Below are 21,077 nucleotides of genomic sequence, written 5' to 3' on the forward strand. Positions count from 1 at the left end.
CCCCCCCCGCCCCCCCCCCCCCCCCCCCCCCCCCCCCCCCCCCCCCCCCCCCCCCCCCCCCCCCCCCCCCCCCCCCCCCCCCCCCCCCCCCCCCCCCCCGCGCTGCTCCATCTCTTAGCACTCCCGAGCGCCGAGTGCCAAGAGGTGCGCCGCGGGAACGACGACGCCGCGCGCCCCCGGTGGGGACGCGCGGCGTCGTGGTCCTCGCCCGGAGGGGCCTCAGCCCAGCCAGCGCTGCGCGGCCTCCAGCGCCCAGTACGTCAGCAGCACCTGCGCGCCGCCGCGGCGCAGCGCCAGCAGCGACTCCAGCGCCACCCGCTCGCGGTCGATCGCGCCGGCCTGCGCGGCGAACTCGACCATCGCGTACTCGCCGGAGACCTGGTAGCTGGCCACCGGCACGTCCGCGACGTCGGCGACGGCGCGCAGCACGTCCAGGTAGGGCAGGCCGGGCTTGACCATCACCAGGTCCGCGCCCTCGTCCAGGTCCAGGCGCAGCTCGCGCAGCGCCTCGGCGACGTTCGCCGCCGGGTCCTGCTGGTAGGTGCGCCGGTCCCCCGCCAGCTGCGAGTCCACGGCCTCGCGGAACGGGCCGTAGAACGCGCTGGCGTACTTCACCGCGTACGCCAGCATCGCCACGTCCTCGCGGCCGGCGTCGTCCAGGACCGCGCGCAGGTGGCCGATCTGGCCGTCCATCATGCCGCTGGGACCCAGCAGGTGGGCGCCCGCCGCGGCCTGCGCCAGCGCCATCGACGCGTAGCGGTCCAGGGTGGCGTCGTTGTCCACGCGCCCGCGCGCGTCCAGCACGCCGCAGTGGCCGTGGTCGGTGAACTCGTCCAGGCACAGGTCGGCCATGACGACGAGCTCGTCGCCGACCGCCTCGCGCACGTCCGCGAGGGCGACGTTGAGGATCCCGTCGGGGTCGTCGGCCGCCGACCCCACCGCGTCGCGGGTGGCCGGCACGCCGAACAGCATGATCCCGCCCAGCCCGGCGGCCAGCGCCTCGCGCGCCGCGGCCACCAGGGAGGCGCGGGTGTGCTGCACCACGCCCGGCAGGGTGCGGATCGGCTGCGGCTCGTCGATCCCCTCGCGCACGAACACCGGCAGCACCAGGTCGGAGGGGTGCAGGTGCACGTCCGTGACCAGCCGCCGCACCCCCGGCGTGGCGCGCAGCCGCCGCGGGCGCACCGGCAGCGCCGGCACCCTCCGGCGGGACGGCTCCAGGGCGCTCACCGGGTCCGCCGCCGCGCGGAGGACTTGCGCTGGCTGGGGCGCAGCACCGGCTCGCCGGCCTCGTCGGCCGCGGCGCGCAGACCCTGCCCGTACGCGGCCAGGGCCTGCACGAGCGCCGCGGCGCTGGGCTCGGCGGCCAGCACGTCCACGCGCAGCCCGTGCTCCTCGGCGGTCTTCGCCGTCGCCGGGCCGATGCACGCCACCACCGTGGAGGGGTGCGGCTTGCCCGCGATCCCCACGAGGTTGCGCACCGTGGAGCTGGAGGTGAACACCACCGCGTCGAACGCGCCCGTCTTGATGGCCTCGCGCACCGGCGCGGCCGGCGGCGCGGCGCGCACCGTGCGGTACGCGGTGACGTCGTCGACCTCCCAGCCGTTCTCCTGCAACCCCGCCACCAGGGTGTCGGTGGCGATGTCCGCGCGCGGCAGGAACACCCGGTCGATCGGGTCGAGCACCTCGTCGTACGGCGGCCAGGACGCCAGCAGGCCGGTGGCGGACTGCTCGCCCTCGGGCAGCAGGTCCGGCTCGATGCCCCACTCGCGCAGCGCGTCCGCCGTCACCCCGCCCACCGCGGCGACCTTCAGGCCGCTGAACGCGCGCGCGTCCAGGCCGTACTCGGTGAACTTCTCGCGCACCGCCCGCACCGCGTTGACGGAGGTGAAGCCGATCCACTCGTAGCGGCCGGTCACCAGGCCCTTGACGGCCTTCTCCATCTGCTGCGGCGTGCGCGGCGGCTCCACCGAGATCGTCGGGACGACGTCGGCGGTGGCGCCGTGCTCGGCCAGCAGCGCCGTGACGGTCCCGGCCTGCTCCTTGGTGCGCGGCACCAGCACCCGCCAGCCGAACAGCGGCTTCGTCTCGTACCAGGACGCCTGCTCGCGCAGGCTCACCACGTCGCCCACGACGGCCGTGGTGGGCGCACCGTCGATGGCGGTGGCGATCGGCTCCAGCTCGCCCAGGGTGGTCGTGGTCGTGGACTGCGTCGTCGTGGTGCCGTGGGAGGTCAGCGCCACCGGCGTGGACGGCGCGCGGCCGGCCGCCAGCAGTCCCGCGGCCGCCGCGGCGATGTCGTCGCCGGTGCCCAGCACCACGACGGTGGAGTCGGCACCGGCGTGCCGGGACCAGTCCACGTCGCGCCCGGCCGGGTGCACCACGTTCACGCTCGTGGTGCCCGGGGCGGTCATCGGCACCCCCGCGTACGCCGGCACCGCGCTGACCGCGGACACCCCGGGCACCACGTCGAAGCCGACGCCGGCCTTGCGGCAGGCGGCGATCTCCTCGACGAGGCCGCTGAACGTGGACGGGTCGCCGTCCATGAGGCGCACCACCCGCCCCCCGGTGCGCGCGGCCTTCACCACGGCCTTGGCGCGGGCGGCGCGCGTGGTCGGCTCGCCGTCCTCGCCGAAGGCGGCGTCGACGACCCGCACGCCGTCGCGGGCGTGCCGGGCCACGACGTCCTCGCGGCTGCCGGAGTCCAGCACCACGACGTCGGCGGCGGACAGCAGCTCCACCGCGCGCAGCGTCAGCAGGCCCGGGTCGCCCGGGCCGGCACCCACGAAGGAGACGTGGCCCAGCTCGCGGGAGGTGCCCGAGGAGGCGGACCCCCCGGTGGAACCGGCGGGGGACGCCGGGGTGCGGCGCGGGCGCGCCGGGGCCCGCTCGGTCAGGACGGTGACCTCCGGACCGGCGACGGCGGTGCCGGCCGGCACCGTCTCGGCGGTCTCGAGGACCGGGCTGTTCGTCGTCGTGCTCACGAGCCACTCTCCGGGTCGGGACGTGGACCGGCCGTGGCTCGGTCCGGGGTGTGCTCCTGCCCGCCGCCGCCGGCGACGGGTCGTGCGGGGGTCGCGGGGACCGCGAGGGGGTCCAGGGCGTCGGCCGCGCCGGCCAGGGGGCCGGCCAGCAGCTCCGCGGCCGCGCGGGCGCCCAGGGCGCGCGCGGCGGCGGGGTCGCCGGCCGCGCCGGTGACGTCGCGGCGCACCAGCCCGTCCGGGCCCTGCACCGCCAGCGACAGGTGCAGGTCGCCGCCGTCGAGGCGGGCGTGCGCGCCCACGGGCGCCGAGCAGCCCGCCTCCAGGCTCGCCAGCAGCTGCCGCTCGGCCAGCACCGCCAGCCGGTCGGCGGGCGAGTCCAGCGCACCGAGCGCCGCCACGACCCGCTCGTCGTCGGCGCGGCACTCCACCGCCAGGGCGCCCTGCCCGGGAGCGGGCACGAACGCCCGCGCCGCCAGCAGCTCGGTGGCCTCCCCGAGGCGGCCCAGGCGCGCCAGGCCCGCGGCGGCCAGCACCACGGCGTCCAGCTCGCCGGAGGAGACCATCCGCAGGCGGGTGTCGACGTTGCCGCGCACGGGCAGGACCTGCAGGTCCGGGCGGGCGTCCAGCAGCAGCGCGCGCCGGCGCGGCGAGCCCGTGCCCACCCGCGCGCCCCGCGGCAGCTGCGCCAGGGTGCGCCCGCCGGCCGCGACGAGCGCGTCGCGCGGGTCCTCCCGCTCGGGCACCGCGGCCAGCGCCAGCCCCTCGGCCGGGGCGGTCGGCAGGTCCTTCAGCGAGTGCACCGCCAGGTCGACCTCACCGGCCAGCAGCGCCTCGCGCAGCGCCGAGACGAACACCCCGGTGCCGCCGATGACGGCCAGCGGGGCGCGGTCGGTGTCACCGCGGGTGGTGATCTCCACGAGCTCCACGTCCGCGCCGCGCGCCCGCAGCGCGTCGGCCACCCAGCCGCTCTGCGTGGTCGCCAGGGCGCTGCGGCGCGTGCCCAGGCGCAGCCGGCGCGTCACGACACCCTCCCCACGGCCTCGGCGACGCTGCCCGACAGCGGCCCGTCGACGACGCGGGGCGCGGCGCCCGGCGCACCACCGACCTCCAGGTCGAACAGGGCGCGCAGCGCCGCGGCGTACCCGACGCCGCCCGGCGCCTCCGCCAGCTCCTTCACCCGCACCGTCGGGGTGTGCAGCAGCTTCTCCACGATGCGGTGCACCGCGCGGTCCACCTCGGCGCGGGTGGCGTCGTCCAGCTCCACGCGCCCGGCCAGGCGGCGCATCTCGGTGTCCACCACGTGCCGCGCCTGCGCCCGCAGCGCCACCACGGTGGGCGCCACGTCCGCCGCGCGCAGCGACGCCGCGTAGGCCGCGACCTCCTCGGCGACGATGGTGCGCACCGCCCGCAGGTCGTCGGCGACGGCGGTGCCGGCCAGGTCCGCGCCCAGGCCCTCCAGGTCCACCAGGTGCGCGCCCGGCAGGGTGGCGACGTCGGGGTCGATGTCGCGCGGCAGGGCGAGGTCGGCCAGCAGCAGCGGGCGCTGCGGGCGGTCCAGCAGGGCGCTGGCCACCACCGCCACGTCCAGCACGTGCCCGACGGCACCGGTGCAGCTGACCACCACGTCCGCGGCGGCGACCTCCGCGCGCAGCGACTCCAGCCCGGTGGCGCGACCGCCGACCGCGGCGGCCAGCCGCTGCGCGCGCTCGGCGGTGCGGTTGGCCACGACGACGTCCAGGCCCGCCCGGCCCAGCGTGGTCGCCACCAGCGCGCTCATCGCGCCGGCCCCCACGACCAGCGCCCGCCGCCCGGCCAGCGGCCCCACGAGGCCGCGGGCGCGCACCAGCGCGGCGTCCACCAGGGAGGCGCCCGCGGCGTCCAGGGACGTCTCGGAGTGGGCGCGCTTGCCCACGCGCAGCGCCGTCTGCAGCAGGCGGTCCAGGGTGCCGCCGCCGCGGTCGGTCTCGTGCAGGTCCCGCAGCGCGGCGCGCAGCTGCCCGAGGATCTGGGCCTCGCCGACCGCCATGGAGTCCAGCCCGCACGCCACGCGGAACAGGTGCTCGACGCCGGCGTCCTCGTAGTGCACGTACAGCTGGTCGCCCAGCTCGTCCAGGGGGACGCCGATGCGCCGGGCGAGGACCTCGCCGACGGCCGCCACGCCGCCGTGGAAGCGGGTGACGTCGCTGTAGACCTCCACCCGGTTGCACGTGGACAGCACGAACGCCTCGTCCACGTGCGGGGAGGCCGTCAGCTCCGACACGGCCCGCGCGGCGGCGTCCACGTCGAACGAGGCCCGCTCGAGCACCTCGAGGGCGGCGGTGCGGTGGGACAGTCCCACGACCATGAGGGTCACTCAGACGACCTCCTCGACGCGGCGCAGCGCGTGCGACAGCAACGGGCCGGCGCTCGCGCCGGAGGCGCCGCGCGGGTTCGCGGCGCCGGGTTGGGGGACGGAGCCGGCGGCGGTCCGCCGCTGGGCGTGGAAGGCGAGGATCTGCAGCTCCGAGGCGAGGTCGACCTTGCGCACGTCCACGCCGTCGGGCACGCGCAGCACGGTCGGGGCGAAGTTCAGGATGCTGCGGGCACCGGCGGCCACCAGGCGGTCGCACACCGCCTGCGCGTGCCGGGCGGGCACGGCCAGCACGGCGATCGCCGACGCCGGCTCGCCCAGGACCTGCGCGAGGTCGTCGAGGGGGAGCACGCGCAGGCCGCCGACGACCTGGCCGACGACCGCGGGGTCGTCGTCGAACAGCCCCACGACGGTGAACCCGCGCGAGGCGAAACCGCTGTAGCCGGCCAGGGCGTGCCCGAGGTTGCCCACGCCCACGATGACGACGCGCCAGCTGGCCGCCTGGCCGAGCCGGTCGGCGATGTGGCGGTGCAGCTCGGCCACGTCGTAGCCGACGCCGCGGGTGCCGTAGCTGCCCAGGTGGGAGAGGTCCTTGCGGAGCTTGGCGGAGCCGACCCCGGCGGCCTCGGCCAGGGCCTCGGAGGAGACCGTGCGCGAGCCCGCCTCGGCGAGCGCGGTCAAGGCGCGCAGGTACTGCGGGAGGCGGGCCACCGTCGCCTCGGGGACCACCGCCGCACCACCGGGGTGGCGGGCGGGAGCCTCGGCGGCGTGCGTGCCGTCGCGGTGCGCGCTGCTCACGTCGTCCTCGTCCACTGCGGTCAGACCCGGCACCCTCGTACGTGCTCGCCGGCGTACCGCCGGCCCGTTCACCGGCCCGTCGGGCCGGGGACGCCGCCCCAGCGGTGCCTCCAGCAGAGTAGGCGTTTGTGAACGCGCGCACAAAGTCGCGCCGTGTCTGCCGCGCCACACCGCCCGCGGCGGGGCGCCCTCCCCGCCGGCGCGCGGCTCAGCGCCGCCGCCACCACCGGCGCCCGCGCAGCGCCCCCTCGATCCGGCCGGCGTCCAGCAGCCCGAAGTCCCGCTCGGTGCCGTCGACCAGCACCACCGGCACCCGGTCCGACCAGCGGCGCAGCAGCTCGGGGTCGGCGTCCACGTCGACCTCGACCCACTCCTCCCCCGCGGCCTCGGCCACGCGCCGCACGACCTCGCGCCCCTCGTCGCACAGGTGGCACCCCGCGCGCGAGACCAGCACGACCCGGGCCCCGCCCCCTGCGTCCACGCGCCCATCCTGCCCGGTGGCGGGGCGGGCGGCCTACGATGACGACGTGGCAGCTGCCGGGGCGGCGACGCCCGAACCGTGCGTCGCCGCCTTCTTCGACCTGGACAACACCGTCGTGCGCGGCGCGTCGCTGTTCTACTTCGCGCGCGGCCTGCACGCGCGGGGCTTCTTCTCCCGCCGGGAGCTGCGGGGCTTCGCGCGCCGCGCCCTGCACTACGCGGTGCGCGGAGAGGTGCACGGGCACCTGCTGGAGGTGCGGGAGCTGGCGCTGGCGTTCGTCGCCGGGCACACCACCGCCGAGATCCGCGCCATCGGCGAGGAGGTCTACGAGGAGCACATGGGCGCGAAGGTGCGCCCGGGGGTCCGCCTGCTGGCGGACCGGCACCTGCGCGAGGGGGCGCCGGTGTGGCTGGTGACCGCGGCACCGGTGGAGCTGGCGGAGGTGGTGGCGCGCCGGCTGGGGCTGACGGGGGCGCTGGGCACGGTCGCGGAGAGCGTGGACGGCACGTACACCGGGCGGCTGGTGGGCGAACCGCTGCACGGGCCCGCCAAGGCGGAGGCCGTGCGCGCGCTGGCGGCGGCCGCGGGCTGGGACCTGGCGCGCTGCGCGGCGTACTCGGACTCCGCCAACGACCTGCCGCTGCTGTCGATGGTGGGGCGGCCGGTGGTGGTGAACCCGGACCGGGCGCTGCGCCGGCACGCGGCGCGGCGCGGCTGGGAGGTGCGGGAGTTCCGGCAGTGGCGGCACGCGGCGCGCTGGACGGTGCGCGCGGGCACGGCGGGGGCCGCGGGGGTCGCGGCGCTGGCGCTGCTGGGGGTGGTGCGCCGCTCGGTCTGAGGAGCGGCGGGACGCCGACGGGCGGGTCCCCCCGGGGGACCCGCCCGTCGGCGGAGCCGGTCAGCTCACTTCTTGTTGCGACGCTGGTGGCGCGTGCGGCGGAGCAGCTTCCGGTGCTTCTTCTTCGCCATGCGCTTGCGGCGCTTCTTGATGACAGAGCCCAAGGGGTCCTCGCTCACTTCGACGGGTGCTGATCGCGTCCAGCCGCTGGCGCGGCAATCCACCGCCATCGTACCGGCCCGCGGCGGCCCCGCGCCCCGCCGTCCACCCGGGCGGTGCCGCCGGCTCAGGCGGTGTCGATGAAGGCCTGGCGCAGGTACTCGTGCACGGCGTCCTCGGGCACCCGGAAGGAGCGGCCCACCCGCACGGCGGGCAGGTCGCCGTTGTGCACGAGCCGGTAGACGGTCATCTTCGACACGCGCATCATCGACGCCACCTCGGCCACGGTCAGGAACCGGACTTCGGACAGCGGACGGTCCTCAGGCATCCCCACAGCACCTTCCACCTCGCGCCAGCGGCCCGCCGGCCTCCCGGACGGGGAGTGGGGGCGCGTCCCGCCCACCACTGTAGGGGTAGGTGTGACGCCCGTGGAAGGGATCCGTGTCCAAAGAGTCACCTAGAGTGACCTGAGCGCTCAGTGATGCATGGCTACGCTCAGTCGAACTCGGGGTCCAGACCGTGCAGCGGGAAGGCCGCGCGCCGCGTCGCCAGGACCGCCCGGTCGACGGCGTCGCCCGGGTCGTAGCCCGACGACCAGTCCGAGAACGCCCCGTCCTCACCGTCCGTCATCAACCGCGGCGCCTCGCGGCCGATCGTCTCCTCGACGTGCTCACGCCACGCCCGCGGCAGCGGCGTGGACGGCTCCAGCGGCCGGTGCGCCGCCTCCGCCACCAGGTGCGCCCACGTGCGCGGCACCACGTCCACCACCTCGTACCCACCGCCACCCAGCGCCAGCCAGCGCCCGCCCGCCGCCGCGTGCGCCAGCGCGTGCATCGAGGCCGCCGCCACCCGCTGCGCGTCCAGCGACACCACCAGGTGACCCAGCGGGTCCAGGGCGTGCGTGTCGCAGCCGTGCTGCGTCACCAGCACGTCCGGCGCGAACGCCGTCACCAGCTGCGGCACCACCGAGTGCACCGCCCGCAACCACCCCGCGTCGCGGGTGCCGGCCGGCAGCGCGAGGTTCACCGCGCCGCCCAGCGCGCCCGGCCCGCCCAGCTCGTCGGCGAACCCCGTCCCCGGGAACAGGGTCGTGCCCGACTCGTGCACGCTGATCGTCAGCACCCGCGGCTCGTCCCAGAACACCGCCTCCGTGCCGTCGCCGTGGTGGCAGTCCAGGTCCACGTAGACCACCCGCTCGGCACCCTCGTCGAGCATCGCGCGGATCGCCGCCGCCGCGTCGTTGTAGACGCAGAACCCGCTCGCGCACCCGGGCTTGGCGTGGTGCATGCCGCCGCAGAAGTTCACCCCGTGCTGCGCCCGGCCCGCCAGCAGGGCCCGTCCCAGCTCCACGGAACCGCCCACGATGCGCGCCGCCGCCTCGTGCATGCCCGGGAACGCCGGGTCGTCCTCCGTGCCCAGGCCGAAGACCTCCTGGGCGCTGCCCGGGTCCGCCGAGGCCGCCTGCACCGCGGCCACGTACTCCGCCTCGTGCACCGTGCGCAGCAGGTCCTCACCGGCCGGCTGCGCCGAGACCACCCGCAGGCCCGGGACCGAGAACAGCCCCAGCGACTCGCACAGCCGGGCGGTCAGGTCCAGCCGGATCGGCGCCATCGGGTGCCAGCGGCCGAAGTCGTAGCGGTTGAAGACGGGGTCCCACACGACCTGCACGACGTCGGGGGCCCCGGTCACCTCCGGGACCGCCGGCGCGGTGCGCGGCGCTGAGCTGGCGGGGAGCACGCGGGCACCCTAGCCACCCGTTCAGCTCCCCGACAGCTGCCGCGAGCGCGCCCAGGCCGCCTCGACGGCCGAGACCAGCGCCGCGCGCACGCCCTCCTCGTCCAGCCGGCGCAGCGCCGCGGCCGTGGTGCCCGCCGGGGACGTCACCTGCTCGCGCAGCACCGTGGGGTGCTGGCCGGTCTCGCGGAGCATGGCCCCGGCCCCCACGACCGTCTGCACGACCAGCTCGGTGGCCGCCGCGCGCGGCAGGCCCAGCAGCACGCCGGCCTCCACCATGGCCTCCACGACGTAGAAGACGTACGCCGGCCCGGAACCCGACAGGGCCGTCACCGCGTCGATGTGCTTCTCCGGCAGCACGACGGTGCGCCCGCACGAGCGCAGCAGGTCCTCCGCCTCGGCGAGGTCGGCGTCGGTGCAGGCGCTGCCGCCGGCGAGCGCGGCCATGCCCTCGTCGACCAGCGAGGGGGTGTTCGGCATGACCCGCACCACGGCCGTGCCGGCGGGCAGCCGCGCCTCGATCGCGGCGGTCGTGACCCCCGCGGCCAGGGAGACGACGAGCGCACCCGGCGCCACGTGCGGGGCCAGGGAGTCCAGCAGGGCGTCGAGGTCCTGGGGCTTGACGGCCACCAGGACGGTGGCCGCGTCCCGCACCCCGGACGGCTCGGCCACCACCCGCACGCCGAAGCGCTCGTGCAGCTCGGCGCCGCGGCCGGGGCGGCGGTCCACGACCACCACGTCGCCGGGGCTGCGGCCGGCGCGCAGCAGCCCGCCCAGCAGCGCCTGCCCCATCACGCCCGCACCCACCAGCGCCAGGCGCCCGTGCGAGCGCGGCACCGCGGCCGCGTCCGGCGCGCTCACGCGGTGCCCTCCCCCACCGTCGCCGGCGCCAGGTGGCGCCGGGCGAACTCCAGGGTGCGGGCCAGCTCCCGCTCGCGGGCGGCGCGCCCGCGCGCCCGGCGGGTGTTCACCTCGGCCACGACCCCGCCGGTGAAGCCGCCGGCGGCCAGGTGCTGCAGCACCTCCCCGCACGGCTGGGTGCCGTCGCCGGGCACGAGGTGCTCGTCCTTCAGGGACCCGGAGCCGTCGCACAGGTGGACGTGGGCGAGGCGGTCGCCGAACGCCCTCGTCAGCTCCAGGGAGTCCATCCCCGAGGTCGCCGCGTGCGAGAGGTCGAGGGTGAGGTGGCGGTAGTCCACGTCGGTGGGGTCCCAGCCGGGGGCGTAGGCGACGACCTCCCGGCCGCGGGCCCGCCACGGGAACATGTTCTCCACGGCCAGGGTGATGCCGGAGCTCTCCTCCAGCGCGCGCACCCCGTCGACGAACCCGGTGGCGTACTCGCGCTGCCACCGGAACGGCGGGTGCACCACGACCGTGGGGGCGCCCAGGGTGGCGGCCAGCTCGCAGGACTTCTCGACCTTCCCCCACGGGTCGCGGCGGCCCCAGATGCGCTGCGTCAGCAGCAGGGTGGGCGCGTGGATCGAGACGACGGGCACGCCGTAGTGCTCCACGAGGCGCTGCAGGGCGGCGGCGTCCTGGCTGACGGGGTCGGTCCACACCATGACCTCCACGCCGTCGTAGCCGAGGCGGGCGGCGATCTCGAAGGCCGCGGTCGTCGACTCCGGGTAGGAGCAGGAGGTCGACAGGCCCACCGGGAGCGGCCCGCCGTGCTGGAGGTCCATGCGGTCCAACCTAGAGCGCGACCGCGCCGGCGCGCGCTCCCGGTGCCGCGACGCCCTCGACGACCCGCGCCGCCGCGCCCTCCCCGGCACCGATCGCGTCCAAGCGGCGCAGGATGATCCCCTCGCGCAGCGCCCACGGCCCCACCAGCGCCTCCTCCACGCCGAGCAGCTCGAACACGGCCTCGGCGACGAGGGCCCCGGCCAGCAGCTGCTGGGCGCGCTCCACGGCCACGCCGGGCAGCTGGGCGCGCTGCGCGCACGTCATGCGGGCCAGTTCCGGCACCCTCGCGCTGAGGTCCTCCCGGCGCAGCACCCGCCGCACCCGGGGCCCCTCGGCGCTGGGCGCCGCCCCGCACAGCCGCGCCAGGCTGCGGAAGGTCTTGCTGGTGACGACCACGGCGTCGGGGGCGCCGGCGCGGGTGACGTCGCGCACCCGGGCGGCGACCTGCTGGCGGACGTACCGGCGCACCTCGCGCACCGCCTCCTTGGAGGGCGGGTCCCCCGGCAGCCGGTCGCGGGTCAGGCGCCCGGCGCCCAGCGGCAGCGAGAACGACACGTCCGGCGCCTCGTCCAGGCCCGCGGCGACCTCCAGGGAGCCCCCGCCGATGTCCAGCACGAGCAGCCGCCCGGCCGACCAGCCGTACCAGCGGCGCACCGCCAGGAACGTCAGGTCCGCCTCGGCGGTGCCGGGCAGCACCTCCAGGCGCACCCCGGTGCGCTCGGCGACGTGGGCGAGGACCTCCTCGCCGTTGGTGGCGTCGCGCACGGCGGAGGTCGCGAACGCCAGCAGCTCCTCCACGCCGGCGTCCTCGGCGGCGCGGGCGGCCTCCTCGACGGCGGCGGTCAGCCCGGCGACGCCCTTGGCGTTCACCGCGCCGGAGCCGTCCAGGTGCTCGGCCAGGCGCAGCAGCCGACGGGTGGAGTCCGCCGCCAGCGGGTGCGCGCCCGGGTGGGCGTCCACCACGAGGAGGTGCACGGTGTTGGAACCCACGTCGAGGACGCCCAAGCGCATGGGCCGAACCCTAGGGGACCACCGGGGCGCCGCCGCACGCGTCCGGCGGGCCGGGCGCCGCGGCGCGCGTACCCTCGTGCGGTGCCCGTCGCCCCCCTGCCCGAACCGGCGGCCGAGGCCGCGCTGGACGGCCCCCGGCTGTGGATCGAGTTCCCCGAGCCGGCCGACGTCGCCGAGGACCCGGACGGCGCGCCGGGCACGGTCTACCGCTGCGACCTGACGTGGCTGACGTCCGACTACACGTGCATCTTCGGCGCCGGCTGCCCCGGCATCCACGCCGACGCCCCGGACGTGGGGTGCTGCGCGCTGGGCGCGCACTTCACCGAGCCCGCCGACGAGCAGCGGGTCGCCGCGGCCGTGGCGCGCCTGACGCCCGCGACGTGGCAGTACCACGACGACGGCCGCGCGCACGGCTGGACGGAGCTGGAGGACGGCGAGCGCAAGACCCGCGTCGTCGACGGCGGGTGCGTGTTCGCCAACCGTTCCGGGTTCGCCGCCGGGGCGGGCTGCGCGCTGCACCTGCTGGCCCTGACCGAGGGCGTGGAACCCCTGACGCTCAAGCCGGACGTGTGCTGGCAGCTGCCGCTGAAGCGCTCCTACCGCACGGTGGTGCGCGGTGACGGCACCGAGTACCTGGAGGTGACGATCGCCGAGTACGACCGCCGCGGCTGGGGCGAGGGCGGGCACGACCTGGACTGGTACTGCACCTCCAACCCCGCCGCGCACGTGGGCACCCGCCCGCTGTTCCGCAGCGCGGAGGCGGAGCTGCGCGAACTGGTCGGCGACGGCGCCTACGAGGAGCTGGCCCGGCACTGCGAGGCGCTGCTGCGGCGCACCCGCGGCGGCGCGCACCGCCGGCTGCTGCCGCTGACCGTGCACGCGGCGGACCGCTCGCGCACCGCCGCGCGGTCCGCCCGGTGAGCGCCGCCCGGTGAGCCCGGCGGACCCGCCCGGGGTGGTGCCCAGCCCGAACGTGTGGGACTCCCCCGACGTCTACGAGCTGGAGAACCTCGCCGTCGACCGCGGCGGCCTGATCGAGTCCGCGATGCGGTCGGTGCGCGACTGGGCCGGCGACGACGTGCTGGACGTCGGGTGCGGCACGGGTTTCCACCTGCCCCGCTTCGCCGCGACCGCCCGGACGGTGACCGGCGTGGAGCCGCACCCGCCGCTGCTGCGCCGCGCCGTCGAACGCGTGCGGGGCCTGGCGGGGGTGCGGGTCCTGCACGGCGCCGCGGGGGCGCTGCCGCTGCCCGCCGCGAGCGTGGACGTGGCGCACGCGCGGTGGGCGTACTTCTTCGGCCCCGGGTGCGAACCGGGCCTGGCCGAGCTGGAGCGGGTGGTGCGCCCGGGCGGGGCGGCGTTCGTCGTGGACAACGACGCCACCCGCTCCACGTTCGGCGGCTGGTTCTCCACCGCCCTGCCCGGCTACGACCAGGCGGCGGTGGACCGCTTCTTCGCCCGCCGGGGCTGGGCGTGCGAACGGCTGCCGGTGGCCTGGGAGTTCGAGCGCCGCGAGGACCTGGAGGCGGTGGTGCGCATCGAGTTCGCCCCCGCGCACGCCGAGCGGTTCCTCGCCGGGCACACCGGCACGGTCGTCGACTACGCCGTGGTGCTGCGCTGGCGCCGGTTCTGAGCGGCGCGCGGTCCCTCAGCCGGCGGGGGCGCAGCGCACCGCGTTGCGCCCGGCCGCCTTCGCCGCGTACAGCGCCCCGTCGGCCCGGCGCAGCAGCGTCGCCACCGGGCCCCCGCAGGCGACCCCCGCGCTGACGGTCACCGCGCCGGCGCCTCCCGGGTGCGGCAGGCCCAGCTGCTGCACCGCTGCGCGCAGCCGCCCGGCCAGCGCCGCGGCGTCGGTCCCCTCGGCCGGCAGCACGGTGAACTCCTCCCCGCCGAAGCGGGCCAGGACGTCGCCCGGGCGCAGCTGCGCCTGCAGCGCCGCGGCGACCCGGCGCAGGCACTCGTCGCCGCTCTCGTGGCCCAGCGCGTCGTTGTAGGCCTTGAAGTGGTCCACGTCCAGCATCACCGCGCAGGCCGCGCCGTCGCGCAGGGCCCGGAGCCGCTCGTCCAGGCCGCGGCGGTTGAGCGCACCGGTCAGCCCGTCGCGACGGGCCGACTCGGCCAGCCCGGCGTTGGCGGCGGCCAGGGCCTCGATGAGCCGCGCCTGCTCGGCCACCAGCTGCGCCTCGCGCCGGCGGGCCCGGAACGCGGCCCGCTCACCGGCCTCCAGGCCGGCGGCCATCGAGACGCCGAAGCCGCCGCTGACGGCCACCGACAGCAGGGTGGCGACGACCAGCGCGGGGTCGGTGCCGGGCCCCACCGCCTGCGCCGCGCCGAAGGCGCCCAGGGCGGTCGCCGTGACGAGCGCCGAGTGGCGCACGTCGCCGCGCAGCAGCACGACGCTGAAGAGCACGAGGACCTGCGCGCCGAGGAAGTAGGCGTCGGCGACCTCCTCGGTCGCGGCGCGGGAGACGACCGCCAGGGCGCCCACCTGCAGGAGCAGGCTGACCGCGACGAGGGGGCCGTCCACGCGCGAGGACGGGCGGCGGGCCAGGCGACGGCGGCGCAGCAGCAGGCCCAGCAGCACCAGCGGGGTCACCACCGCCCAGCGCGCCGCGGCGGAGCGCGCCGCCACCTCGGGGAAGACGAGGACGTCCACGAGCACGTACAGGTCGAACAGCACCAGGCCGGCCAGGGCGGTGACGACGAACGCCCGGGACCGGGCCGCGTTGCGCTCGGCCTGGAAGGCGCGCTCCTCCTCGGCGGGGAACCGGCGCAGCCCCCGCAGGGGCCCGCCGCCCCCGCCCGCCGCCGGCGCGCCGATCGTCCCCACCCCCGCCGCATCGGCGCGCGCGGCGGCGCGCTCCAGCCCCCGTCACCCGGCCGGCGCACCGCGTCCCCCGCCCCGGGGCGCCACCTGGGTCGCCACGAGGGGCCCGGTGCGTGGATGATGTGCGCATGAGCACGCACTCCGCCCCGCCGGTGCGCCACGACGAGCAGCGGGCCATCGCACCCATCCGCTGGTCCAGGCCGAGCAACGGCACCGTGGTCGCCCTGGTGGTCTGGGTGGTCGGCCTGGCGGTGGGGGCGCTGGTGCCCCTGGCGCTGCTGGGCTACGACCCGTACGAGGCCGCCTCCGGCACCCGCGTGGCCCTGGGCATGGCCTTCACGGTGCTCGGCTGCCTGATCATGGTGTTCTCCGCGTACCTGCTCTACCGCAAGACCGGGAGCATCGGCGCGGCCATCCTCGCCTTCGTGCCGACCTTCGTGCTGGTCACGCTGGGCGTGCTGATGACGACGATGAAGCTCATCTACGGGACCTGATCCCCGCGGGCACCACGGGACCCGCCGTCCCCCTCGGGGGCGGCGGGTCCCTGCGCGTCCGGGCGGGGCGCGGTGCCGCTCCCGCCGGCGGTGTCGGAGGCGGCGCCTACGGTGCTGACCGTGCCGACCAAGAGCCCCGCCCGCCCCGCCAAGCCCGGCTACCGCTGCTCCGAGTGCGGGTGGACCACCGCGAAGTGGGTGGGCCGCTGCGGGGAGTGCCAGGCGTGGGGGTCGGTGGAGGAGGCGGGCGCCCCCGTGGTGCGCACCACGGTCCCGGCGCAGGTGCGCGAGCCGGCCCGCCCCATCGCCGAGGTCGACGTGGAGGCCGCCCGGGCGGCGCCCACGGGCGTGGACGAGCTGGACCGCGTCCTGGGCGGCGGCCTGGTGCCCGGTGCGGTGGTGCTCATGGCGGGCGAGCCGGGCGTGGGCAAGTCCACCCTGCTGCTGGACGCGGCGGCGCGCGTGGCCGCCGGCGGGCGCACCGTGCTGTACGTGACGGCCGAGGAGTCCGCCGCGCAGGTGCGCCTGCGGGCGGAGCGCATCGGCGCGCTGCACCCGAACCTGCTGCTGACCTCCGAGACGGACCTGGCCACGGTCCTCGGCCACGTCGAGCAGTCCGAGCCGGGCCTGCTGGTGGTGGACTCCGTGCAGACCGTCGCCTCGGGGCAGGTGGAGGGCTCCGCGGGCGGCGTCTCCCAGGTGCGCGAGGTCGCCGGCGCCCTCATCGCCGTGGCCAAGCGGCGCGGGCTGGCCACCCTGCTGGTGGGTCACGTCACCAAGGACGGCTCCATCGCCGGCCCGCGCACGCTGGAGCACCTCGTGGACGTGGTGTGCCAGTTCGAGGGCGAGCGGCACTCGCGGCTGCGGCTGCTGCGCGCGGTGAAGAACCGCTACGGCCCCACCGACGAGGTCGGCTGCTTCGACCTGGGCGAGGACGGCATCGTCGGCCTGCCCGACCCCAGCGGCCTGTTCGTCTCCAGCACCCCGCAGCCGGTGGCGGGCACCTGCATCACGGTCACCCTGGAGGGGCGCCGCCCGCTGCTGGCGGAGCTGCAGGCGCTGGTGGCCACGGACACCTCCGCGGGCAACGCCCGCCGCGTCACCGGCGGCCTGGAGTCCAGCCGCATCGCGATGCTGCTGGCGGTGCTGCAGCGCCGCCTCGGCGTGGCGCTGGGCAACCGCGACACCTACGTCGCCACGGTGGGCGGGGTGAAGCTCACCGAGCCCTCGGTGGACCTGGCCGCGGCCCTGGCGGTGACCAGCGCGGCGGTGGACCGCCCGCTGGCCGCCGGGCTCGTCGCGTTCGGCGAGGTGGGCCTGGCCGGCGAGGTCCGGCGCGTGACGGGCGTGCCGCGCCGGCTCGCCGAGGCGGCGCGGCTGGGGTTCACCACCGCCATCGTGCCCACCGGGTCGGTGCCGGAGGGCAAGGCGCCCGCGGGGGTGGAGGTCCTGGAGGCGGCGACCCTCGCCGACGCCGTGGCCCACGCCCGCCTCGGCGAGCGCGAGGACGCCCGCGAGCGCGGTGCGCGCGGGTGACCCGCGCCGCGCGGCGCGCCCGCCGCTAGACTCCGGCCCCAGACGTTCGGAGGAGGGCCGGTGGCGACCGCAGAACGCACTCCTGAGGATGTCCTGCGCGCGACACTGGCAGCCGTCGCCCCCGGGACGGAACTGCGCGACGGCCTGGAACGCATCCTGCGGGGGCGCACCGGCGCGCTGATCGTGGTCGGTTTCGACCGCGTGGTCGACGCGCTGAGCACCGGCGGCTTCGCCCTGGACGTGGAGTTCTCCGCGACCCGCCTGCGCGAGCTGGCGAAGATGGACGGCGCGATCGTCTGCGACCGCGACGTCACCCGCATCCTGCGCGCGGCGGTGCAGCTGGTGCCGGACTCCTCCATCGAGACCAGCGAGTCGGGCACCCGGCACCGCACGGCCGAGCGGGTCGCGAAGCAGACGGGGTACCCGGTGATCTCCGTCTCGCAGTCGATGCGGATCGTCGCGGTGTACGTGGGCGGGCGGCGCTACGTGCTGGAGGGCTCCGACGCGATCCTCGGCCGCGCCAACCAGGCGCTGCAGACGCTGGAGCGCTACCGCGCCCGCCTGGACGAGGTCACGGGCACGCTCTCCGCCCTGGAGATCGAGGACCTGGTGACGGTCCGCGACGTCTGCTCCGTGGTGCAGCGCATCGAGATGGTGCGCCGCATCGCCGACGAGATCGCCGGGTACGTCGTCGAGCTGGGCGTCGACGGCCGCCTGCTGTCGCTGCAGCTGGACGAGCTCATCGGCGGCGTCGGCCCGGACCGCGAGCTGGTGGTGCGCGACTACCTGGAGTCCGGCCGCCACGAGGGCCCCCTGGAGGAGGTCCTGGAGTCCCTGGCGCAGCTGCACTCCACGGAACTGGTCGACCTCAGCCAGGTGGCCCGCACCCTGGGGTTCTCCGTGGGGGGCGACTCCCTGGACTCGGCGGTCAGCCCGCGCGGTTTCCGGCTGCTCAACCGCGTCCCGCGCCTGCCCGGTGCGATCGTGGAGCGCCTGGTGGACCAGTTCGGGGACCTGCAGAAGCTGCTGGCCGCCGGCATCGACGACCTCATGACCGTGGACGGCGTGGGCGAGCAGCGGGCCCGCGCGGTGCGCGAGGGGCTGTCCCGGCTGGCGGAGTCCAGCATCCTGGAGCGCTACGTCTGAGCCGCGCTCAGCTCAGCCGGTCAGGGTGACGGTCAGGGGCTCGGCGGTCACGTCGTTCCAGCTGCCCCGGACGGTGTAGGTGCCGGCCTCGGCGACCGGCTGGCCGTCCGGGCACCCCGCGGCGGAGCGCTGGCGCGACCAGGTGGTGCGCATGGAGCGCGAGTCCCCCGGTTCCAGCTCGTAGACCTGCGAGGACGTGGAGCTCTGGCAGTCGGCGCTGGACCACACCTGCTCCCCGGAGGCGTCCAGCACGGCGAAGGAGCGCACCGCGCTGCCGACCTCCGCGCTGCACGTCGTCTCGGACGTGTTGCGCACCGTCAGCACGAACCGGGGCGTGACGCCGGGGCCGTAGGCGGTGGCCTCGGAGGTCAGGGCGACCTCCAGGGCGTCGCGGCTGCACGGCTGCACCGTCGCCGGCGCGCTGCTGGTGGCGGTCGTGGCCGAGGGCGAGCTGGTCGCGGTGGCCTGGGCGGAGGGCGTTCCCGCACCGAGCGTCGGCGAGACCTGCTCGGGGTCGAGGTGGGCGACCGCCTGCTGCGAGGACGCCTCCGGCAGCAGCGCCCGCACGCCCAGGGCCGCGGCCACGCCGAGCAGGACGAGGAGGAGGACGGCCACCAGGCGTCGTCGCCAGTAGGTCGCCCGGCGCTCGGGGCCGACGGGGTGCAGCACGCTGCTCACCGCAGGAAAGGTAGGCGGCGCACGGGCACCTCGTGCGCAGGCGCGCCGCCCGGCGGGGGTGGCGCGCGCTCCCCCACACCCCTCGCGACTTTCCGTCCTCAACCCCTCACTGAGCGCACCCGTCACGTCCGTCGCGGCGGTCGAGGGAGTTGCGGCTGCCCCGGGCAGCGCGCAGGATCCGGCGGTGCCCCGCACGACCGCCCCCGACCCCGCGACCACCCCCGACCCCGCCGCCGGGCCCGCGCCCCTGACCCCCGACGACCTCGCGGACCTGCACCGCACCGTCCTGGACTGGTACGGCACCCACGCCCGCGACCTGCCGTGGCGGCACGCGGACTGCTCGCCGTGGGGAGTGCTGGTCAGCGAGGTGATGCTGCAGCAGACGCCGGTGTCCCGGGTGCTCCCGCGCTGGCGCGAGTGGGTGGAGCGCTGGCCCACCCCGGCGGCGCTGGCCGCGGAGGCGCCCGGTGAGGCGGTGCGGGCCTGGGACCGGCTGGGCTACCCCCGACGCGCGCTGCGGCTGCACGCCGCCGCGACCGCCATCACGGCCGAGCACGGCGGCCAGGTGCCGGACGACCACGCCGCCCTGCTGGCGCTGCCCGGGATCGGCGCCTACACGGCGGCCGCGGTCGCCGCGTTCGCCTTCCGGCGACGGCACGCCGTGGTCGACACCAACGTCCGGCGCGTCCACGCGCGCGCGGTCAGCGGTGCGGCGGAACCGGCGCCGGCCCTCACCGCCGCGGAGACGCGACTGGCCGTGCAGCTCCTGCCGGACGACCCGGGGACGGCGGCGCGCTGGTCGGTGGGCGTCATGGAGCTGGGGGCGCTGGTGTGCACGGCCCGCGCCCCGCGCTGCCCGGCGTGCCCGCTGCTGGACCGCTGCGCCTGGGTGGTGGCCGGACGCCCCCCGCACGCCGGACCGGCCCGGCGGGCCCAGCGCTGGGCGGGCACGGACCGCCAGGTCCGCGGGCGGCTGCTGGCGGTGCTGCGGCAGGCGCACGGGCCCGTGTCCGGGGCCGAGCTGGCCGCCGCGTGGAGCACCGACCCCGCGCAGCGCGAGCGCTGCCTGGACGGCCTGGTCGCCGACGGCCTCGTCGAGCCGCTGCCGGACGGCACCTTCACGCTGCCGCGCTCCTGAACCCCGCCCCGGGGTCGGGCCCTCGACCCGGGTGCCCCGCTCAGAGGTGGCGCAGCACCTCGGCGACGACGGCGTCGGGGCCGCCCTCCACGCACACCTGGAAACCGGGCTCGTCGGGCTGCAGGTCCTGCAGGGTGTCCAGCTGGCTGCGCAGCAGCGAGGCCGGCATGTAGTGCCCCCGGCGGTTCGCGAGCCGCTCGGTGAGGACGTCCTCGGGCACCACGAGCTGGCAGAAGCGCGCCGAGGGGTGCCCCTCGCTCAGCAGCTCGCGGTAGGCGCGCTTGAGGGCGGAGCAGGTCACCACGACGGACTCCCCGGCGGCCTCGCGCTCCCCGATCCAGCTGGCGATGGAGCGCAGCCACGGCCAGCGGTCGTCGTCGTCCAGGGGGTGGCCGTCGCGCATCTTCTCCACGTTGGCGCGCGGGTGGAAGTCGTCGCCCTCGGCGTACTCCCAGCCGCGGTCCTGCGAGACCCCCAGCGCCACGGTGGTCTTGCCGCTGCCCGAGACCCCCATGACGATCAGCGCGGTGGGGCCGGGGGCCGGGTCGGTGGTGCTCACGGGGGCTCCTCCTCGGTGCGGCCGCGGGGGGCGACCCGCAGCATCCTGGTGTTGCCGAGCGTGTTGGGCTTCACGCGGGCCAGGTCGAGGAACTCCGCGACGCCCTCGTCGTGCGAGCGCAGCATCTCCGCGTAGACGTCCGGGTCGACGGGGGTGCCGTCGATCTCCTCGAACCCGTGGGCGGCGAAGAAGCCGGTCTCGAAGGTGAGGCAGAAGAGGCGGGTGACGCCCAGGTCGGCGGCCCGCGCGAGCAGGGCCTCCAGGAGCCGGTGCCCCACGCCCCGCCCGCGCACGGAGGGGTCCACGGCCAGGGTGCGCACCTCGGCCAGGTCCTCCCACAGCACGTGCAGCGCTCCGCAGCCGACGACGCGCGCCCCGCCGGGGGCGGCGGGGTCGTCGACCTCGGCGACGACGAACTCCTGCACGGCCTCGTACAGGGTGATGAGCTCCTTGGCGAGCAGGATCCGCTCGCGCGCGTAGGACTCCACGAGCGCCCGGACCACCGGCACGTCACCGGTGCGGGCCTGCCGGACCCGCACCGCTCGCACCGTGGTGCCCGCCGTCGTGCCTGCCGTCGTGCCCGTCACGGCGACGATCTTCGCAGAGACCACCCGTGCGGGCCCGCCGGACGCACGACGGCCCGGCACCCCCGCTGGGGGGT

General features: G+C 77.2%; 22 protein-coding genes and 1 pseudogene. 7 read left to right on the top strand and 16 right to left on the bottom strand.

Annotation, left to right across the window (positions count from 1 at the left end; genetic code table 11):
• Window positions 1-219 precede the first annotated feature (219 nt).
• The 6 genes from hemB to ACRYM0_RS15320 form a co-directional block, all read right to left on the bottom strand.
• Window positions 220-1,230, bottom strand: coding sequence for a porphobilinogen synthase (gene hemB / locus ACRYM0_RS15295; RefSeq protein ID WP_432506515.1), 1,011 nt, complete (start codon window positions 1,228-1,230; stop codon window positions 220-222).
• A complete protein-coding gene (locus ACRYM0_RS15300) occupies window positions 1,227-2,984 on the bottom strand; it encodes a bifunctional uroporphyrinogen-III C-methyltransferase/uroporphyrinogen-III synthase (RefSeq protein WP_432506517.1) in 1,758 nt (585 codons plus the stop codon). The genes hemB and ACRYM0_RS15300 overlap by 4 nt, the downstream gene beginning before the upstream one ends.
• A complete protein-coding gene (hemC, locus tag ACRYM0_RS15305) occupies window positions 2,981-4,006 on the bottom strand; it encodes a hydroxymethylbilane synthase (RefSeq protein WP_432506519.1) in 1,026 nt (341 codons plus the stop codon). The genes ACRYM0_RS15300 and hemC overlap by 4 nt, the downstream gene beginning before the upstream one ends.
• On the bottom strand, window positions 4,003-5,337 hold the full coding sequence (locus ACRYM0_RS15310) for a glutamyl-tRNA reductase (protein WP_432506521.1): 1,335 nt from the start codon (window positions 5,335-5,337) through the stop codon (window positions 4,003-4,005). Before ACRYM0_RS15310 ends, hemC begins: the two co-directional genes overlap by 4 nt.
• Window positions 5,338-6,063, bottom strand: coding sequence for a redox-sensing transcriptional repressor Rex (locus ACRYM0_RS15315; protein WP_432506549.1), 726 nt, complete (start codon window positions 6,061-6,063; stop codon window positions 5,338-5,340).
• Window positions 6,064-6,340: 277 nt separating this feature from the next.
• Window positions 6,341-6,586, bottom strand: a complete 246-nt coding sequence (locus ACRYM0_RS15320) for a glutaredoxin family protein (protein ID WP_432506523.1) — start codon at window positions 6,584-6,586, stop codon at window positions 6,341-6,343.
• Here ACRYM0_RS15320 and ACRYM0_RS15325 point away from each other — a divergent pair.
• Window positions 6,480-7,451 (top strand): annotated as a pseudogene (locus ACRYM0_RS15325) (HAD family hydrolase); the annotation flags it as partial. The gene ACRYM0_RS15320 and the pseudogene ACRYM0_RS15325 overlap by 107 nt on opposite strands.
• 65 nt (window positions 7,452-7,516) lie before the next feature.
• Here the strand turns inward: ACRYM0_RS15325 and ACRYM0_RS15330 are convergent.
• From ACRYM0_RS15330 to ACRYM0_RS15355, 6 genes are all read right to left on the bottom strand, one after another.
• On the bottom strand, window positions 7,517-7,615 hold the full coding sequence (locus ACRYM0_RS15330) for a 30S ribosomal protein bS22 (RefSeq protein WP_012085056.1): 99 nt from the start codon (window positions 7,613-7,615) through the stop codon (window positions 7,517-7,519).
• 122 nt (window positions 7,616-7,737) lie between these two features.
• Window positions 7,738-7,938 (bottom strand): helix-turn-helix domain-containing protein, encoded by a 201-nt coding sequence (locus tag ACRYM0_RS15335; RefSeq protein ID WP_432495590.1) that lies wholly within the window; start codon window positions 7,936-7,938, stop codon window positions 7,738-7,740.
• Window positions 7,939-8,105: 167 nt separating this feature from the next.
• Window positions 8,106-9,221 carry an acetoin utilization protein AcuC gene (locus ACRYM0_RS15340; RefSeq protein ID WP_432506551.1) on the bottom strand — a complete coding sequence of 372 codons (1,116 nt, stop codon included), beginning with the start codon at window positions 9,219-9,221 and terminating at the stop codon, window positions 8,106-8,108.
• Window positions 9,222-9,368: 147 nt separating this feature from the next.
• Entirely contained in the window at window positions 9,369-10,205 is an 837-nt protein-coding gene (gene proC, locus ACRYM0_RS15345) for a pyrroline-5-carboxylate reductase (protein ID WP_432506526.1), read from the bottom strand.
• Window positions 10,202-11,026: a sugar phosphate isomerase/epimerase family protein gene (locus tag ACRYM0_RS15350; RefSeq protein ID WP_432506528.1), complete on the bottom strand. Its 825-nt coding sequence runs from the start codon at window positions 11,024-11,026 to the stop codon at window positions 10,202-10,204. Before ACRYM0_RS15350 ends, proC begins: the two co-directional genes overlap by 4 nt.
• A 10-nt stretch (window positions 11,027-11,036) precedes the next feature.
• Window positions 11,037-12,038 carry a Ppx/GppA family phosphatase gene (locus ACRYM0_RS15355; RefSeq protein ID WP_432506530.1) on the bottom strand — a complete coding sequence of 334 codons (1,002 nt, stop codon included), beginning with the start codon at window positions 12,036-12,038 and terminating at the stop codon, window positions 11,037-11,039.
• An 81-nt stretch (window positions 12,039-12,119) separates the two neighbouring features.
• Here ACRYM0_RS15355 and ACRYM0_RS15360 point away from each other — a divergent pair, with 81 nt between their 5' ends.
• The gene (locus tag ACRYM0_RS15360) at window positions 12,120-12,959 is read left to right on the top strand and encodes a hypothetical protein (RefSeq protein WP_432506532.1); all 840 of its coding nucleotides are present in this window, start codon (window positions 12,120-12,122) and stop codon (window positions 12,957-12,959) included.
• Window positions 12,960-12,969: 10 nt separating this feature from the next.
• Complete coding sequence (locus ACRYM0_RS15365; protein WP_432506534.1) at window positions 12,970-13,671, top strand: class I SAM-dependent methyltransferase; 702 nt, start codon at window positions 12,970-12,972, stop codon at window positions 13,669-13,671.
• A gap of 15 nt (window positions 13,672-13,686) precedes the next feature.
• Here the strand turns inward: ACRYM0_RS15365 and ACRYM0_RS15370 are convergent, their stop codons facing one another.
• A complete protein-coding gene (locus ACRYM0_RS15370; RefSeq protein WP_432506535.1) occupies window positions 13,687-14,868 on the bottom strand; it encodes a GGDEF domain-containing protein in 1,182 nt (393 codons plus the stop codon).
• A gap of 125 nt (window positions 14,869-14,993) precedes the next feature.
• On the opposite strand from ACRYM0_RS15370, the gene ACRYM0_RS15375 reads away from it, so the two are divergent.
• From ACRYM0_RS15375 to disA, 3 genes are all read left to right on the top strand, one after another.
• On the top strand, window positions 14,994-15,359 hold the full coding sequence (locus tag ACRYM0_RS15375; RefSeq protein WP_432506537.1) for a hypothetical protein: 366 nt from the start codon (window positions 14,994-14,996) through the stop codon (window positions 15,357-15,359).
• Between the two features lie 120 nt (window positions 15,360-15,479).
• The gene (gene radA / locus ACRYM0_RS15380) at window positions 15,480-16,895 is read left to right on the top strand and encodes a DNA repair protein RadA (RefSeq protein ID WP_432506539.1); all 1,416 of its coding nucleotides are present in this window, start codon (window positions 15,480-15,482) and stop codon (window positions 16,893-16,895) included.
• Window positions 16,896-16,955: 60 nt separating this feature from the next.
• Window positions 16,956-18,041 (top strand): DNA integrity scanning diadenylate cyclase DisA, encoded by a 1,086-nt coding sequence (gene disA / locus ACRYM0_RS15385; RefSeq protein ID WP_432506541.1) that lies wholly within the window; start codon window positions 16,956-16,958, stop codon window positions 18,039-18,041.
• A 12-nt stretch (window positions 18,042-18,053) separates the two neighbouring features.
• Here disA and ACRYM0_RS15390 read toward each other — a convergent pair whose 3' ends face one another.
• Complete coding sequence (locus ACRYM0_RS15390) at window positions 18,054-18,719, bottom strand: hypothetical protein (protein WP_432506543.1); 666 nt, start codon at window positions 18,717-18,719, stop codon at window positions 18,054-18,056.
• A gap of 184 nt (window positions 18,720-18,903) precedes the next feature.
• Here ACRYM0_RS15390 and ACRYM0_RS15395 point away from each other — a divergent pair, with 184 nt between their 5' ends.
• The gene (locus ACRYM0_RS15395) at window positions 18,904-19,857 is read left to right on the top strand and encodes an HhH-GPD family protein (RefSeq protein WP_432506545.1); all 954 of its coding nucleotides are present in this window, start codon (window positions 18,904-18,906) and stop codon (window positions 19,855-19,857) included.
• Window positions 19,858-19,897: 40 nt separating this feature from the next.
• Here ACRYM0_RS15395 and ACRYM0_RS15400 read toward each other — a convergent pair whose 3' ends face one another.
• Complete coding sequence (locus ACRYM0_RS15400) at window positions 19,898-20,416, bottom strand: gluconokinase (protein ID WP_432506547.1); 519 nt, start codon at window positions 20,414-20,416, stop codon at window positions 19,898-19,900.
• A complete protein-coding gene (locus ACRYM0_RS15405; protein WP_432506553.1) occupies window positions 20,413-20,964 on the bottom strand; it encodes an amino-acid N-acetyltransferase in 552 nt (183 codons plus the stop codon). Before ACRYM0_RS15405 ends, ACRYM0_RS15400 begins: the two co-directional genes overlap by 4 nt.
• Window positions 20,965-21,077: the final 113 nt, after the last annotated feature.

The organism is Kineococcus arenarius subsp. arenarius (assembly GCF_050871845.1).
Taxonomy (GTDB): domain Bacteria; phylum Actinomycetota; class Actinomycetes; order Actinomycetales; family Kineococcaceae; genus Kineococcus.